This is a genomic window from Nostoc sp. KVJ20, from assembly GCF_001712795.1.
Classification (GTDB): domain Bacteria; phylum Cyanobacteriota; class Cyanobacteriia; order Cyanobacteriales; family Nostocaceae; genus Nostoc.
This window is the reverse complement of the sequence record NZ_KV757705.1, coordinates 42,076-57,378: the sequence shown is the minus strand read 5'-3', so window position 1 is coordinate 57,378 and position 15,303 is coordinate 42,076. Positions and strand designations below refer to the sequence as shown.

Here is a 15,303-nt window from a genome sequence, read left to right as displayed (position 1 = left end):
AAGATGTGACTAATGGATAGCTCAAAGGACGGGGCTTCAGTCCCAATTTATTGGTGATATTTTATACCTCTTCACTCGTGTTCAAGAATGGCATATAGCCAAGAGTCTCGCCATTTTCCCTTAATCCAATGGTATTCTCGCAAATATCCTTCTTGTTGCATTCCGATTTTTTGCATAACTATTGCTGAAGCCGTGTTTTCTGGGTGACAAGTTGCAAATATGCGATGTAAGTCTAACTCCTGAAAACCGAAGGATACAATTGCTTTTACAGTTTCAGTTGCATATCCTTGCCATCAAAATTACTTAGTGAAAGAGTATCAAATAGAGCCTGTTTTGTTGGCAGTATCCTGAACGGATATGCGACAGATGCCAATTAAGTGCTTTTGGGCTTTCAAAGTCACTGCCAAGGCAAAATGCTGACGGGGTTTTTCCCCTTGCAATGAAATATCTCTTTACAAAAAATTTTTGGTATCTTCTTCGCTATTCGAGATATATAGTCTTTTATCTATGAAAGCAATTTAATATTTATTTAATATTAGGGCTGGTGAATTAACAATATTGGCATATAAAGCTGTAAGCTATTGTTTATCGCATAAAATTTGAGTATAAATAAAACTTACAATTTAGGTAAGTTTTCCCAGTTCACATTTTGGAACCGTTTTTGACTTAAGCCTTATCTAGTGGGAATTCGTATTCAGCGACTCGTCATTTAGAAAGGCACTATAGCTCCTTTGCAAAGAATTAAAGTTTTTTGCCTAATTTTTCATGTTCATAAAACATGAAACTTACTCAAAGTAGCTGGCAATTTTTACAACCCAAATTTATTTTGCTGTTTTTGTAACCAATACCCCAGTATGTCATTGACTAATACGATCCATTTTAGAAACTTACGAGGCGATTTATTTGGTGGTGTAACTGCTGCGATCGTTTCGTTGCCTCTAGCGCTGGCATTCGGTGTTGCCTCTGGTGCTGGGCCTGTAGCTGGTCTTTATGGTGCAGTTTGCGTTGGCTTTTTCGCAGCCTTATTTGGTGGGACACCAACCCTAATTTCTGAGCCAACCGGGCCAATGACCGTAGTCATGACTGCAATTGTCGGTTCCATGACCGCAGCTAACCCTGAAAACGGCTTGGCAATGGCATTTACCGTAGTCATGCTAGCGGGAATATTCCAAATCTTTTTTGGGATATTTAAGTTGGGTAAATACATTACCCTAATGCCTTACAGCGTCATTTCTGGCTTTATGTCTGGGATTGGGGTGATTCTGATTATTTTGCAAATTGCTCCTTTTGTCGGACAGCCAAATCCTAAAGGTGGCGTACTGGGGATGGTGCAAAATTTGCCTCAGTTATTAACTCAGATTAATCCTGCCGAAACAGCTTTAGGTTTGCTGACACTGGCAATTATTTTCTTTATGCCACGCAAACTCAAGCGCATTGTTCCACCGCAACTTGTGGCATTAATTGTCGGAACTATAGTTTCTTTAACCATTTTTGGCGGTACGGATATCAGACGAATTGGTGAAATTCCAATTGGACTACCAACATTGCAAATACCTACCTTTACTGCATCTCAAATCACAGTCATGATTGTGGATGGGGCGATGCTGGGGATGTTGGGTTGTATTGATACTTTATTAACGGCAGTAATTGCAGATAGTTTGACTCGTACCGAACACAAATCTGACAAAGAATTGATTGGTCAAGGTATCGGTAACTTAGTATCTGGTTTGTGTGGTGGATTACCTGGTGCTGGCGCCACGATGGGAACAGTAGTTAATATCCAAACTGGTGCTAGTACGGCTGTATCTGGTTTAACTCGTGCGTTAATTTTGTTAATTGTAGTTTTGTGGGCTGCGGGTGTAACTCAACCTATCCCAATGGCGGTATTGGCTGGTATTGCTCTGAAAGTGGGGATTGATATTCTTGACTGGAGCTTCTTGAAACGCGCTCATAAGGTGTCGCTGAAAGGCACACTCATCATGTACGGTGTATTATTCTTAACCGTATTTGTTGACTTGATTGTTGCTGTCGGCGTGGGAGTGTTTATTGCTAATATCTTAACTATCAATCGCCTGTCGGAATTACAAGCTCAGGAAGTGAAGACAATTAGCGATACTGATGATGCAATTGTCTTGAATAACGAAGAGAAAAAATTGCTTGATCTAGCTAATGGACGTGTCCTGCTATTTTACCTGAGCGGGCCGATGATCTTTGGGGTATCGAAAGCGATCGCTCGTGAACATTCAGCAATGGCTGACTCTGATGTATTGATTATGGACTTGACCGATGTACCAATATTGGGTGTGACTGCTTCTTTGGCAATTGAAAATGCCATCAAGGATGCTAGTGAGCAAGGTCGTCATGTGTTAATTGTTGGTGCAACTAGCAAAGTCAAAAAGCGCTTAGAAAAGTTTGACATTTCGAGGTTTGTACCAGATCATTACATGTTTGTAGACCGTGTAGATGCACTTAAACAAGCTGTTGCTTTAGTTAATCCTCATGCAAGTTCTGCTAATACTCCTGGGGTTAGCATCTAGACTGACACCTATTAATAATTCGTAATTCGTAATTAAGGATGCAATTACGAATTACTAGATATAGCGGTTCTCAGTTGCATAGAATATAGACCAAACCCCCAGCCCCTTCCCTTCAAGGGAAGGGGAGTAAAATTCAAAGCCTCTCTCCTTTTAGGAGAGAGGAATGGAAGTGAGGTCAAAGTGTATTGCACCCGAATGAGAAGCGCTATATAAATTACATTTTTTAAGTTGGCTCCAAAATGAATCAGAAACACAAGCAAAAACATGATTTTTTCAGAACCAATACTTAATTCGTTTACGCGGTTAAATTTTCTCACCGGAGGTTTGCAGTCTCCTTTACTAGCAACAACCAATGAGGCAGAATATGCCCCTATTGTCCTGACTGGAGTATTGCTAACTTTAGTAGTCATTTATCTGGCTAGTAAAATTGGTGGCGAATTATTTAGAATGATTGACTTGCCTCCTGTCTTAGGAGAATTAGTTGGCGGCGTGCTTGTGGGTGCTTCTGCTCTGCATTTGGTGGTGTTTCCCGACAGTGGAGCGGCTGGTAGCGACTCCATTATCATGACTATCCTGCAATTCATTAATAACCTCAGTCCTGATGCAGTCACATCAATTTTTCAAAGCCAGAGTGAAGTTGTTTCTGTGCTTGCCGAACTAGGTGTGATCATTCTGTTATTTGAAATTGGTCTAGAATCAGACTTAAAAGAATTACAGAAGGTCGGTTATCAAGCAACAGTTGTTGCTTGTGTTGGGGTAGCTGTTCCTTTCGCGGCTGGAACAGCGGGGCTGATTTTATTGTTTCATGCGCCAGTAATTCCAGCAATTTTTGCAGGTGCAGCGCTTACAGCTACTAGTATTGGCATTACCTCGAAAGTTTTGTCAGAAATTGGGCAATTAAAATCTCGTGAAGGACAGATTATTGTCGGTGCAGCTGTCATTGATGACATTTTAGGCATCATTGTATTGGCAGTGGTTGCGAGTCTTGCTAAAACTGGTGAGGTTGATATTTTCAACGTCATTTATCTAATTGTCAGTGCTACAGTCTTTCTCATTGGCTCGATTTTATTAGGGAAATATTTCAATCAAAGTTTTGTTGCGATCGCTGATAAATTGCAAACGCGAGGCAACTTAATTATCCCAGCATTTATCTTTGCCTTTTTCATGGCTTTTCTGGGTAGTGCCATTCATTTAGAAGCTATCTTAGGTGCATTTGCGGCTGGCTTAGTTTTGGATGAAACGGATAAACGCAAAGAGCTAGATGAGCAGGTTAAACCGGTTGCTGATATCTTAGTACCAGTTTTCTTTGTGACGGTTGGCGCGAAAGTTGATTTAGGAGTTCTTAATCCTTTAGTTCCAGAAAATCGAGAAGGATTAATTATTTCTATCTTTTTAATTGCGATCGCAATTATCGGTAAAGTTGTCACAGGTTGGTCGGTTTTTGGACAACCCGGAATTAATCGGTTAGCGGTTGGTGTGGGGATGATTCCCCGTGGCGAAGTTGGGTTAGTGTTTGCCGCCATTGGTGCAGCTAGCGGTACTCTGGATAAACCATTGCAAGCTGCGATCGTTATTATGGTGATTTTGACGACCTTCTTAGCACCGCCTTTATTGCGGTTTGCATTCAAACAATCGCCAGAAGAAAAAGAAGCTTTAGAGAAAGCCAATGTAATAGGCTAGCGCCGCAAATTAAGAAGCAGGGGGAAGTGGGCAGGGAGGAGGGAGCAGGGGGAAATAACTAACTCCTTCTCTACTACTGGTTCTCGTACCCCTGCGGGTAAGCAAGCTACAGGTGAAGTGGTTACTGAACGTATCCGAAATGTCGAATCCTAATTCTGTTCTATCCCCCCTGCCCCTTTTCCTCTTTTTCAATCCTTATCCAACAGGCAATTTCCGTGTTAGAAGCGTGCATATTCGCAACAATATTTTGCGGATTTTTCGGCATCATCCTTAAAAAGAACCTCGTTATGAAGATCATCTCTATGGATGTCATGAGTACCGGGGTTATCGCCTATTACGTGCTAATTGCATCACGAAATGGCTTATTCACACCAATTATTTCCAACGTCAAAAATATCAGATACGCCGACCCGGTTCCCCAGGCGGTTATATTGACGGCGATTGTGATCGGATTTTCGATTCAGGCGTTAATGCTGGTCGGCGTTATGAAGTTGGCACGAGATAATCCGACTTTGGAAAGCAACGAAATCGAGAAGAATAATACGCCATGAATAGCATTACGATCGCATGGATTGCACTACCGTTTTTTTTTGGCTTTGTCATTTATCTGCTCCCAAAAGTTGACAAATATCTTGCTCTGTGCGTTGCTTTTGCTTCCGCAGGATATGCATTGCAGCTATTTGTCACTCAGTCGCCACTAACACTACAGTTAATAGATAATTTTGGCGTTATTTTAACAGTCGATCAATTAAGCGGCTACTTTATATTAACTAATGCGTTGGTGACGGCAGCAGTTATCCTCTACTGTTGGCACAGCGATAAGACAGCTTTTTTTTACGCACAACTGATCATTTTGCACGGCAGTATCAATGCCGCGTTTGCTTGTGCGGATTTGATCAGCTTATACGTGGCGTTAGAGGTGAGTGGTATTGCTGCGTTTCTGTTGATTGCCTATCCCCGAACTGACCGATCGATTTGGGTTGGCTTACGTTATCTGTTTATCAGCAACGTGGCAATGCTTTTTTATCTGGTTGGCGCGGTGTTGGCATATCAGGCGCATCATTCCTTTAGTTTTGAAGGTTTGCGCGTAGCACCTCCAGAAGCCCTTGCCCTGATTTTTTTGGGACTCTTGACAAAAGGAGGAATTTTTGTATCAGGATTATGGTTGCCGTTGACTCACTCGGAATCGGAAACGCCAGTGTCGGCAATGCTGTCGGGAGTTGTGGTAAAAGCTGGTGTCTATCCATTGGTGCGGTGTGCGCTAATGGTGGCAGAGGTTGATCCGATAGTAAGAACCTTTGGAGTTGGCACGGCGCTTTTGGGAGTTTTCTATGCAGTCTTTGAAAAAGATACCAAGCGGATGCTGGCGTTTCACACGGTTTCGCAGTTGGGCTTTATCCTCGCTGCGCCGTCCGTAGGTGGTTTTTATGCGCTGACGCACGGACTGGTTAAATCGGCACTTTTTCTAATTGCCGGGGCTTTACCGAGTCGCAATTTCAAGGAACTGCAACATCAAGCGATCGCTACCCCAATCTGGATCGCCTTAGTTATAGCCAGCTTCTCGATCTCTGGTTTCCCCTTGTTGTCAGGCTTTGGGGCGAAGGTGTTGACGACAAAGAATTTGCTGCCTTGGCAAGCGATCGCTATGAATATTGCCGCCCTCGGAACAGCAATATCTTTTGCCAAATTCATATTTCTGCCGCGTGGGGGAAAAGCGGAGGTAAAGCCTGGTTTTTGGGCAGCCATGATTCTATTGCTCGGTGGGCTGTTCCTAGCTAACATTGCGTATTACGAGGCGTACACCATTGAGAATATCATTAAACCCCTCGCAACCATTGGCATTGGATGGTTGGCGTATTTACTAATTTTTAAACACTCAGCACTCAAGCTACCGCGTGTCCTTGAACAATTTGACCATTTGATCGGTGTTATGAGTCTGATTTTAATCCTATTGTTCTGGAAGGGATTTGCATGGTTGGGTATTTAAATCTAATATTGCGACTGACTATTTGGTTTTTGCTCACTGCCGATTTCAGTGTGGCAAATATCATCATTGGCATCAGCATCGCCCTCCTATTACCGGGTGGTAAAACAGCAAGGGAATCATTAAAAGATTGGCTGCGTGTGCTGGGTGAAATTATGGTGGCGATTCCGCAAGCGTATATTGAAGCATTTCAACTCATCCTCCGCCCGCATAAATACGAAGATATAACGATGGAACGAGCCAAACCAGGACGTACACCAGGGCTTGTATTCCTAGATATCTTCTTAATTACCTTTACGCCAAAGACCATTGTTTTGAAATACCACGAAGCAGGCTGGTACGAAGTACATTGGGTGCGACGGAGGAGAAAAGTATGATCCTGAATCTAGTATTGATTGCCATGATTCTGGCAATGCTCATCCCCATGTATGAGGCATGGCAAGATGATGATATTTGGCAAAAAATGCTCGCATTTGCCAGTTTTGCCACCAAAAGTTCAATCATGATTCTGGTCGTATCCGTCTTCCGTGATGATTGGATGATTGGTGTTGTCGGGGTCATCATCCTAAGTGTGGGAAATGCTGGCTTAATGTTGCTGGCTCATGTAATCAAACGAATGAATGAAGTATGATTGACTTTTTGGGTTATATATGCATAGGGTTAGGACTTTTCTTCTGGTTTTGGGGAACCTTTCCTCTGCTGGGCAAGCGATCGCTATTATTCAAACTCCATAGTCTTTCGGTTGCAGACACCCTTGGCTCGATGAGTATCATTATCGGGCTGCTCTTAAAGATACCCAGCGAATGGCCGCTACTCATCCTCGCTCTCATCTCCTTGGCCATCTGGAATACAGTGCTGGGGTATGTATTGGCTTACTGTTCTAGTAGCGAGGGTAACTATGAATGATAGCTATCTCTATATCATCATCGCCCTGTTGCCGTTGGCTGCGTGTATGGTGGTATTTCAGGTCAATCCATACCATGCGCTGGTAATTCGCGGCATATTGGGAGCGGTGGCGGCAATGGTATATGCGGTTTTGGGAGCGCCAGATGTTGCTTTAACCGAAGCCTTGGTGGGTACTATGCTGGCAATTACCCTTTATGCGGTGGCAGTGCGTTCATCCCTGGTGATGCGTCTTGGCTTGGTGAAAGACGAGGCAGATGACGAACAGCATTTTGGGCAACTGATGGACGACTTACGCACAATTTTTCGCAAACGCCAGATGCGTCTAGAACTGGTTCCCTACCCAAATACCCAAGCTTTAGAACGGGCGTTGATGGATAAAGAAGTCCATGCAACTTGTGTCAGACGAGAACAAAACCAGGCAACCAGTGAGGACGAAAAACAATTTTATCACACCGCCATTAGGGTGAAACGCATCTATGAGATTATGCAAACCGAACTTGCATCACCAGCGACAATCCTGAGTTATGTAAGTACACCAGCTGAAGGGGAGAAGCATAAATGAAATGGATCTACATTGCAGCAGGGATAGCGCTCTTTGTAAAAATGCTCGTCTTGCCGAATTCAGCGCCAGTCATACCGGATTTCTCGATCGTTGAATCGGTTGTTAAAGATGGTGGCATACCCAATGCGGTTACAGTGATCATTCTTAGGAATCGGTTGTATGACACTATCTTCGAGGTGGTGGTATTTACGATCGCAATTATGGGAGTTAATTTTCTGCTAGCGAATGAACAGCCGTCCTGTGCGATCTATCGTTTTACCGATCAACCATCCATTGTGCTGGCGCGTCTGGGAGCAACTATTGCTGCGATGGTAAGTATTGAACTAGCTATTCGGGGGCATCTCAGCCCTGGCGGTGGTTTTGCGGCTGGAGTCGCAGGTGGAACGGCGATCGGTTTGATTGCGATTACCTCATCACCGGAGTGGATGCAAGAGATTTACCAGCGCTACCACGCCGCTACATGGGAGAAAGTTTCGGTTCTTGTTTTCATTGTACTGGCGGCTATAACTCTGACTGGAGTTGAGTTACCCCACGGAGAAATGGGCGCACTTTTGAGTGGGGGAATTGTCCCCTTGCTGAATATTCTAGTTGCAGTCAAAGTCGCGTTAGGGTCGTGGGCGGTGGTTTTGCTTTTTATTCGTTATCGGGGATTGTTGTGAGAGTTTCTATTGGGGCATTGGGCATTGGGCATTGGGCATTGGTGACTCTTCCCCATACCCCATTTGCCATACCCAAAAACTCCATCCTGCAAGTGGCATGGAGTTTTTCATTTGGGAAATTCTGCACGTAACTGATTAACTACCCGATCTAGTCCTACGGAATGAGCAGCTTTAAACAATAAACGATCGCCTGTTTGCACAAATGTTTTCAACCTAGCTACCAAATCAGCATGAGTTGCAAAGCACTCCGATGGGATACCTTCGGCACTTTGAGCGATCGCTTCGGCATCTTGTCCATCCACCAAAACCAACAAGCCGTCTAAATTCAACTTTCGCACTGTTTCTCCCACTCGCTGGTGCAACTGCTGCGATCGCTCTCCCAATTCTTTCATTGCACCCAATACGGCAATCTTCCGCTTTCCGGGTGTGTCTGCCAATAATTGCAACGCTGCAATCATAGCTTCTGGTGCAGCATTGTAAGTTTCATCTAAAATTACCACATCATTGGATAAGGTAAATCGCTGCGATCGCCCTGTGGGCATATCCACCTCCACACCTGCTTTAAGGGTTGCCCAATCGATTCCCAACACCTTTGCTACCGCTAAAGCTGCTAAGAAATTAGTCGCATTGTGACGACCGGGTAAAGGCAGTGGTAGTTGGATTCCTGCAACTTCCACTGTCTCGTTATCAATTAACTTTCCTTGAATATCGCCGCCAGAAAAGCCGTAAGTCAAAACTTCTCCGTGCCAAACTTTCGCCGCCGTGGCCATTAATAAAGGATTGTCGTGGTTGAGAATTGCCACACTATCAGCAGACATTTCAGCTAATAACTCACATTTTGCCTCAGCGATCGCTTCTTCCGAACCCAGTAACTCAATATGCGCCGTCCCGACATTGGTAATCACACCAATTGTTGGACGCGCTATTTGTGTCAGTTCGGCAATTTGTCCTCTACCGCGCATCGCCATTTCAATCACGGCGTAGTCATTTTCTGCGCCAAGTTCTAGGAGAGTTTTCGGGACACCGATTTCGTTGTTGTAATTTCCATAAGTTTTGTGAACTCGTCCCTTTGTTCCTAAAACTGCGGCGATTAATTCTTTGGTTGTAGTTTTACCCACCGAACCCGTTACGCCAATTACAGGAATATTAAAGCGATCGCGCCACCATCTGCCAATTTGTTGATATGCCTTGAGGGTGTCTTTTACCTGTAATACCGGAAATCCCGGATTTTCGTATTCAAAATCTACGATTGCAGCTATTGCACCCTTTGCGATCGCAGTTGGCACAAATTCATGTCCATCAAACTTATCGCCTCGGAAAGCAACAAATACTTCACCCGGCTTGAGGGTACGGCTATCTGTTTGGATACCGCTACTTACTTTTGTTAAAGCAGTTTCAGATAAGTTTAGAGTTTGGGCAAAAATAACTTCAACCAGTTCGGTTAGGGTGGCAGAACAATGCATAATAAGTAATTTTACAATTTAATGTTCAAAATTATAAAATCGGATTATGACACAATACTGCATTGAACAACAAGATTTACAACTTATCGAAAAAGTTAGGAATCTAACCCTAGTCAAAATAACACCAAAAATAGTGCCAAAGAAGTTAATTTCTTTGGCACGCTTTATTTATAAGCTATTTATAAGAAGAATTCAGAACTCAGGAGCGGAGCCGGAGACGCTCCGCCTCCGGTCAGAATGGGCTAAACCTTAGCTATCCGCTAACAGAATTGAATTGGAGTCCGACTGGGTAATGAATATTGGTTTAAACCCTTGCCCGCAAGTGGCGCGAAAAAATTAAATTAAAATATTCTCGCCTTAAAACTCTATCCCTTTATGGGTGGATTATTCACCAATTCTGAATTCTGAATTCTGACTCCTGACTCCTGATTTTATATAGTTTAATTAGGCATATATTCTATCGTCCTATCCCCGGTTTTTAATCAAGATTACTTGCACAATTTGTATTGCGATCTCACTAGAAACCCCTAAAGCTTGATATAAATCATTTAAGAAGTTCTTTTCTTCTTCCGCTACGAGACCTTCAGCTAAGACTAAATCAGTAGCTACTGCAAAGGCTGCTTCCCGTAAGTCTTGAGATAGAGAATCTTTTGCTGCATTAAATAAAGCATTAAAACCATCTCCCTGAAGAATGCCCAAGATTTTGTCAAACAGCCTGTTCATCATCTCATGGGGATAACTTTTAAAAAGTTTCATCCGTGACAGCACAGAAATGATAGAATTTGCTTGCTCAATAGAAATATAACCGTCTGAAGCTGTTGCCACCAAGATAATAACAGCAAAAGCTTCTGCTGGATTGAGTGCTGCTTGGGTTTGGCTTTCTGTGCCCAACACAGCGTCGAATAGACCCATTGTAGTAGCTCCTTGGTTAGAGTCCCACCAGCGCTACAGTTACCTGTGCATTGGGTAGATTTCCAGGTAAGACTGTAACGCTGTGAGACTTTCATCCCTTAGTGTTCCCAGGATTTATTCGCGGCGAACACTTGCAACCAATGGTTTTTGGCAATAACTACACTGCCATTTGTAAACTTAGCGTTCTCCTGTCTTTTCTATCGTTTCAATTACCGCCAAACCTATACCCGAACCTGCTATCAACAGTACTATTGACATCAAATAGGCGTTGGTCAGCATCCGTAGGGCTTCATCAAAAAAAATGTAGGTGGTCATTGCTTCACCTTTTGAAATTTGTGCTGCTAGTACTTTTTATTTCTCCACACACCGATAGGTGAATTTCGCTAAGAAACTGCTAGCAATTGCATCTTAACAAAACTTTAGCTGTTTAAGAACACTATTTAAACTTTTTATTTCTGAAGATTTGATGAATTTTAAAGAGTGTTAACTCATCCCCCGGCTTGAAGCCGGGGGATTTCGAGTCATTGGTCAGCGGAAGTACTGAGTATTTCTGAAATTTACTCGCTTGCCGAGGCATTCAGCACTGAGTGGGTAAACAGCGTTCAATCGTCGCTACAACTGATTGAGAAAGACTATCAAAGTCATAACCACCTTCTAAGCCAAACAGAATTTTACGAGTTATCCCTAGACAATAATCAGTAAATAATGCGTAATCTTCTGGTTGCAAATTGATACTTGCCAAAGGATCTGCGGCATTGCCATCATAGCCAGCACTCACAATCAGTAAATCCGGCTGAAAGTTAGCTAAAAACGGTACGACTTGTGTTTCAAATAATGGCTGATATAGTGCAATATCACTACCGGGGGGTACTGGTAAATTTAAGACATTTTTATGAAAACCGCGTTCTGCCGCTCTCCCAGTACCGGGATAGCAGGGATACTGATGTAGGGAACAGTAGGCAATACGTGCTTCAGCTTCGACGATCGCTTGAGTACCATTACCGTGATGTACATCCCAATCGAGGATGGCGACGCGGTTAATTCCGGGTTGTTCGAGGGCAAATAAAGCTGCGATCGCAGCATTAGAAAATAGACAAAAGCCCATCCCCGCATCACTTTCTGCATGATGCCCTGGGGGACGTGCTAGTACAAAAGCTGGATTAGCTGAACTTAACACAACCTCAACTCCATCCAACCATGCACTGACTGCCAACAATGCCACATCATAACTGCGTGGGGAAACTGGTGTATCTCCATCCAAAGGCCCACCGCCACTAGAAGCGATTTGCCAAAGTTTTTTGATGTAGGCTGGGCTATGTGCTCTAACCAATGATGGCATCAGTGATGGTTGTTCTGATGCTGGTGTAGGCGATCGCCAAGAGATTTGATCTGCAAATGTAGCTGCTTTTAGGGCATTTGCGATCGCTATCAAGCGTTCTGGTTTTTCAGGATGGTATTTTCCAGTCTTGTGATCTAAAAATTCGTCGGAATAGATGACTGGGAGCATAGGACGAAAAAGGTTGCAGCAGCGACACTGAATGCTATTGTATCGTCACTGGTACAAACAGTTTTTCTTTGTATAGCCGTAGCCACATAGGTTAGGACATTTTGAAAACCCCAAGGCTAGGAATAGTAATACTTTTACCTCCAGCCTCCAGCCTCCAGCCTCCAGCCTCCTGCTGTACTACAGTTTTGGTCGTTTACTTTCAAGGATTTCTGTTGCTTTCTGGACAGAAAGTGGTCGATAGAATAGAAAGCCTTGTACCTCCTCGCAATTGATAGATTTTAAGAACTCTAATTCCTCTTCTTTTTCTACCCCTTCAGCTGTCAACTTCAATCCCAAGCTGTGTCCCAAGGTAACTATGGCCTTGATAATATGAGCTACTTTCACATCCTGCGTCAAATATTGAATGAAAGATTTATCTATTTTCAAATTATGGAGTGGTAAAAGTTGTAGGCGCGAGAGCGAGGAATGACCCGTACCAAAGTCATCAATGGAGATATAAACACCCATCTGCTTTAGATTCTCTAACACCGTTCTGGTAAAGTCTAAATCCTCAATGGCTGTGGTTTCCATAATTTCTAATTCTAAAAAACGCGCTTCTAGACCCGTTTGTTCTAAAACTGTGGCTATAGTCTCAACCAATTTGGGTTGGCGGAACTGCTTAAGAGAAAGATTGACAGCCATCATTATGGGTGGAAATCCTGCATCTTGCCAGATTTTATTTTGAATACAGGCTGTCCGCAGCACCCATTCGCCAATGGCGACAATTAATCCACTTTCTTCGGCGAGGGGAATGAAGACGCTGGGTGCAACCAATCCCATCTCTGGGTGCTGCCAACGCAACAGAGCCTCCATACCAGTAATTTCATCTGTGGCAATGTTCACACGAGGCTGATAGTACACCGTAAATTCATTGCGTTCTAGGGCATAGCGCAAGCTCTTTTCTAAAGTCAAGAGTTCAGGATTTTTAGCGCTCAGGGAAACACTGTAGAATTGGTAGTTATTTCGCCCTTTATCCTTGGCATAGTACAAAGCAGCATCGGCGTGCTGGATTAGTGTTTCGGCGTCAGGACTGTTTTGATCAAGCAACGCAATACCGAGGCTGGCAGTCACGTAAAGTTCATGCCCTTGTAGATGGAAAGCATCTTCTAAAGCTTGTAAGATTCTGCACGCCACCAGCGTTACCTCTTCAATATCATTAACTCGTGGGAGTAAGATAGTGAACTCATCGCCTCCCCAACGGGCTATGGTGTCTCCGCCTCTAAGTGAGTCTTTTAACCTTTGAGCGACGCTTTGTAACAATTGATCTCCCAGAGTGTGCCCCAGAGTGTCATTAATAACCTTAAAGCGATCCAGGTCGAGAAAGATCACGGCTAAACTTTCACTATTACGAGTGGCGTTGGGCAGAGTTTTACTGAGTAGCTCGCTAAATAGTAGGCGATTGGGCAACCCTGTCAGTACGTCATGGAGGGCTTGATAGCGGATCTTTTCTTCTACTTGCTGACGCTGCCGCGTACTAATGATACTGGCGGCCATAGTCAAAAGGCTAGATTCTTCGTGCCTAGACCAATGACGCTCAAAAGTGCAGTCTGCCAAACCAAGGTATCCCCAAAACTCATTTTCCAAGCGAAGAGGCACTAAAAGAAGGGATTGAATGCCATCTCGAATTAGGAATTCTTGTTCGGCGACAGGAAATTTTTGGGTAATTCCGCTAATTGACTGGCCGGTAGAGAGAACATCGTACCAACGAGCTAATCCAGAAGCTTGATAAGGCAGATTTTGCCAATGGTGATGGGTAGATTCAAAAGAAGAGTGCGTCCATTCAAATCGTAAACTGACGGCTATTTCCCCTGTAGCAGGATGGAGATGGTTTTGAAAAAGATAAGCACGATCTGCCTTGGCAGCTTCACCCAGTACAGCTAAGGCTCGATCAATACCAGTTTCATAATTCATTTCCCCTAGCAAATAATTGGCAGCTTCCGCAACTGCTTGTAGCAAGCGATCGCGCTGATGAAGTTCGGCTGTGGCTTGCTTTTGCTCTGTAATATCCCGAACAATAAAAGTTCTAATTAGATCACTTTCAGGAAGGTAGAGAACGGATTGTTCAAAAACTTCTGTGCCTACTTCCACTTCCCGCACAAAAGAATTTTGTACTAGATTGTTAACTCCACTCAGGAGTCCTGTTAAAATCGGGTGTTTTATACCAACTTCCCGAAGTTTAGGAAACTTCATACCTGCGGCTGGATTAAGATAAGTAATTCTTCCCTCGAAATCCATCTCAATAATTGGATTGGGGATAAGTTCAGGGAAGGATGCTAGGCGAGCTAAGGCGGATTCACTAGCGGCTTCAAAGCTGGGATCGATCGCTAAGGTTTGAAAAGGATTGGCAGGACTGGCTTGCTCTGATAGGAAACCAGATAAGTCTTCAACATCACAAGATTCTGAAAATGCTTGTTCTGAGAGGTTAGAAATAGCATAATATTTAGCCTGAGCTTTATTACTGCCAAAGGCAATGACATCTCCGTGCCTGAGATTATGAGAAAAGCATTTAGCACCATTCACAAATAAGCCATTAGTACTTCCTTTCCCCTTATAGTTGCCATCAATAATTTGGAAGCCATATTGGTCCGTCTCTGGAACAGTTACTCGCAATAAAATTGCATGTTGCATTGATACTGACCGGGAAGCCAAGACAATAGTGTTTGCGGGATGCCGCCCCAGAGAATAAGTAGTCTCTTGTAAAGGGACAGTTCGTCGCCCTTCCAGGTCTTGGATGACCAACAAATGGCGTATTTTTTCCCGCTCATTTCCTAGCATGGCTGTTCCTCAAATTCTCATATCTTTATGTCTTAGTCTGAAAAATACTACTCCCAGAAGTTCAGATTTTCAGGCTGCACTTCTGGGAAAATTTTCTCAATCAAAGTTTTCACCATCTGCGATCTCATTGGTATGTGGGTGCATACCAGCTTTTCTCTTCAGAATTGACCACAGTAATAAGCTTTGTTGTTTCGTCTATATCATTTAACCTTGTCTTTCTTAGGATACCCAGAATAAAATCAAACACTTAATAGAACACGTGCTATATTTGCGGATTTT

The 15,303-nt window shown here is 43.4% G+C and carries 14 protein-coding genes and 1 pseudogene; 9 read left to right on the top strand and 6 right to left on the bottom strand.

The window, feature by feature from the left end:
• Positions 1-71: 71 nt before the first annotated feature.
• Positions 72-278: pseudogene (locus A4S05_RS42740) on the bottom strand (GNAT family N-acetyltransferase); the annotation flags it as partial.
• 576 nt (positions 279-854) lie between these two features.
• Between A4S05_RS42740 and A4S05_RS30505 the strand changes: the two are divergent.
• The 9 genes from A4S05_RS30505 to A4S05_RS30460 all read left to right on the top strand — a co-directional run bounded on the left by A4S05_RS30505 (position 855) and on the right by A4S05_RS30460 (position 8,328).
• The gene (locus A4S05_RS30505; protein ID WP_069073518.1) at positions 855-2,537 is read left to right on the top strand and encodes a bicarbonate transporter BicA; all 1,683 of its coding nucleotides are present in this window, start codon (positions 855-857) and stop codon (positions 2,535-2,537) included.
• Positions 2,538-2,801: 264 nt separating this feature from the next.
• Positions 2,802-4,217: a cation:proton antiporter gene (locus tag A4S05_RS30495; protein ID WP_069073516.1), complete on the top strand. Its 1,416-nt coding sequence runs from the start codon at positions 2,802-2,804 to the stop codon at positions 4,215-4,217.
• Between the two features lie 215 nt (positions 4,218-4,432).
• Entirely contained in the window at positions 4,433-4,768 is a 336-nt protein-coding gene (locus A4S05_RS30490) for a cation:proton antiporter subunit C (RefSeq protein WP_069073515.1), read from the top strand.
• Positions 4,765-6,204 carry a cation:proton antiporter gene (locus tag A4S05_RS30485; RefSeq protein WP_069073514.1) on the top strand — a complete coding sequence of 480 codons (1,440 nt, stop codon included), beginning with the start codon at positions 4,765-4,767 and terminating at the stop codon, positions 6,202-6,204. Before A4S05_RS30490 ends, A4S05_RS30485 begins: the two co-directional genes overlap by 4 nt.
• Positions 6,189-6,578 carry a Na+/H+ antiporter subunit E gene (locus tag A4S05_RS30480; RefSeq protein ID WP_069073513.1) on the top strand — a complete coding sequence of 130 codons (390 nt, stop codon included), beginning with the start codon at positions 6,189-6,191 and terminating at the stop codon, positions 6,576-6,578. The genes A4S05_RS30485 and A4S05_RS30480 overlap by 16 nt, the downstream gene beginning before the upstream one ends.
• On the top strand, positions 6,575-6,832 hold the full coding sequence (locus A4S05_RS30475) for a hypothetical protein (RefSeq protein WP_141699846.1): 258 nt from the start codon (positions 6,575-6,577) through the stop codon (positions 6,830-6,832). Before A4S05_RS30480 ends, A4S05_RS30475 begins: the two co-directional genes overlap by 4 nt.
• A complete protein-coding gene (locus tag A4S05_RS30470; protein WP_069073512.1) occupies positions 6,829-7,107 on the top strand; it encodes a monovalent cation/H(+) antiporter subunit G in 279 nt (92 codons plus the stop codon). Before A4S05_RS30475 ends, A4S05_RS30470 begins: the two co-directional genes overlap by 4 nt.
• Entirely contained in the window at positions 7,100-7,669 is a 570-nt protein-coding gene (locus A4S05_RS30465) for a DUF4040 domain-containing protein (RefSeq protein ID WP_069073511.1), read from the top strand. The genes A4S05_RS30470 and A4S05_RS30465 overlap by 8 nt, the downstream gene beginning before the upstream one ends.
• Positions 7,666-8,328 (top strand): Na(+)/H(+) antiporter subunit B, encoded by a 663-nt coding sequence (locus tag A4S05_RS30460; protein WP_069073510.1) that lies wholly within the window; start codon positions 7,666-7,668, stop codon positions 8,326-8,328. Before A4S05_RS30465 ends, A4S05_RS30460 begins: the two co-directional genes overlap by 4 nt.
• A gap of 107 nt (positions 8,329-8,435) precedes the next feature.
• Here A4S05_RS30460 and murF read toward each other — a convergent pair whose 3' ends face one another.
• The 5 genes from murF to A4S05_RS30435 form a co-directional block, all read right to left on the bottom strand.
• Entirely contained in the window at positions 8,436-9,791 is a 1,356-nt protein-coding gene (gene murF / locus A4S05_RS30455; RefSeq protein ID WP_069073509.1) for a UDP-N-acetylmuramoyl-tripeptide--D-alanyl-D-alanine ligase, read from the bottom strand.
• 465 nt (positions 9,792-10,256) lie between these two features.
• A complete protein-coding gene (locus A4S05_RS30445; RefSeq protein WP_069073507.1) occupies positions 10,257-10,703 on the bottom strand; it encodes a tellurite resistance TerB family protein in 447 nt (148 codons plus the stop codon).
• A gap of 177 nt (positions 10,704-10,880) precedes the next feature.
• Positions 10,881-11,018 (bottom strand): hypothetical protein, encoded by a 138-nt coding sequence (locus A4S05_RS42200; RefSeq protein WP_176727159.1) that lies wholly within the window; start codon positions 11,016-11,018, stop codon positions 10,881-10,883.
• Between the two features lie 262 nt (positions 11,019-11,280).
• A complete protein-coding gene (locus A4S05_RS30440; protein ID WP_069073506.1) occupies positions 11,281-12,210 on the bottom strand; it encodes a histone deacetylase family protein in 930 nt (309 codons plus the stop codon).
• A 177-nt stretch (positions 12,211-12,387) separates the two neighbouring features.
• Complete coding sequence (locus A4S05_RS30435) at positions 12,388-15,024, bottom strand: EAL domain-containing protein (protein ID WP_069073505.1); 2,637 nt, start codon at positions 15,022-15,024, stop codon at positions 12,388-12,390.
• Between the last annotated feature and the right edge of the window lie 279 nt (positions 15,025-15,303).

Excerpts from the sequence above, each read along its gene's own strand:
- A4S05_RS30505 (WP_069073518.1), top strand. The coding sequence starts at position 855 with ATGTCATTGACTAATACGATCCATTTTAGAAACTTACGAGGCGATTTA.
- A4S05_RS30495 (WP_069073516.1), top strand. The coding sequence starts at position 2,802 with ATGATTTTTTCAGAACCAATACTTAATTCGTTTACGCGGTTAAATTTT.
- A4S05_RS30485 (WP_069073514.1), top strand. The coding sequence starts at position 4,765 with ATGAATAGCATTACGATCGCATGGATTGCACTACCGTTTTTTTTTGGC.
- A4S05_RS30480 (WP_069073513.1), top strand. The coding sequence starts at position 6,189 with ATGGTTGGGTATTTAAATCTAATATTGCGACTGACTATTTGGTTTTTG.
- A4S05_RS30475 (WP_141699846.1), top strand. The coding sequence starts at position 6,575 with ATGATCCTGAATCTAGTATTGATTGCCATGATTCTGGCAATGCTCATC.
- A4S05_RS30470 (WP_069073512.1), top strand. The coding sequence starts at position 6,829 with ATGATTGACTTTTTGGGTTATATATGCATAGGGTTAGGACTTTTCTTC.
- A4S05_RS30465 (WP_069073511.1), top strand. The coding sequence starts at position 7,100 with ATGAATGATAGCTATCTCTATATCATCATCGCCCTGTTGCCGTTGGCT.
- A4S05_RS30460 (WP_069073510.1), top strand. The coding sequence starts at position 7,666 with ATGAAATGGATCTACATTGCAGCAGGGATAGCGCTCTTTGTAAAAATG.
- murF (WP_069073509.1), bottom strand. The coding sequence starts at position 9,791 with ATGCATTGTTCTGCCACCCTAACCGAACTGGTTGAAGTTATTTTTGCC.
- A4S05_RS30445 (WP_069073507.1), bottom strand. The coding sequence starts at position 10,703 with ATGGGTCTATTCGACGCTGTGTTGGGCACAGAAAGCCAAACCCAAGCA.
- A4S05_RS42200 (WP_176727159.1), bottom strand. The coding sequence starts at position 11,018 with ATGACCACCTACATTTTTTTTGATGAAGCCCTACGGATGCTGACCAAC.
- A4S05_RS30440 (WP_069073506.1), bottom strand. The coding sequence starts at position 12,210 with ATGCTCCCAGTCATCTATTCCGACGAATTTTTAGATCACAAGACTGGA.
- A4S05_RS30435 (WP_069073505.1), bottom strand. The coding sequence starts at position 15,024 with ATGCTAGGAAATGAGCGGGAAAAAATACGCCATTTGTTGGTCATCCAA.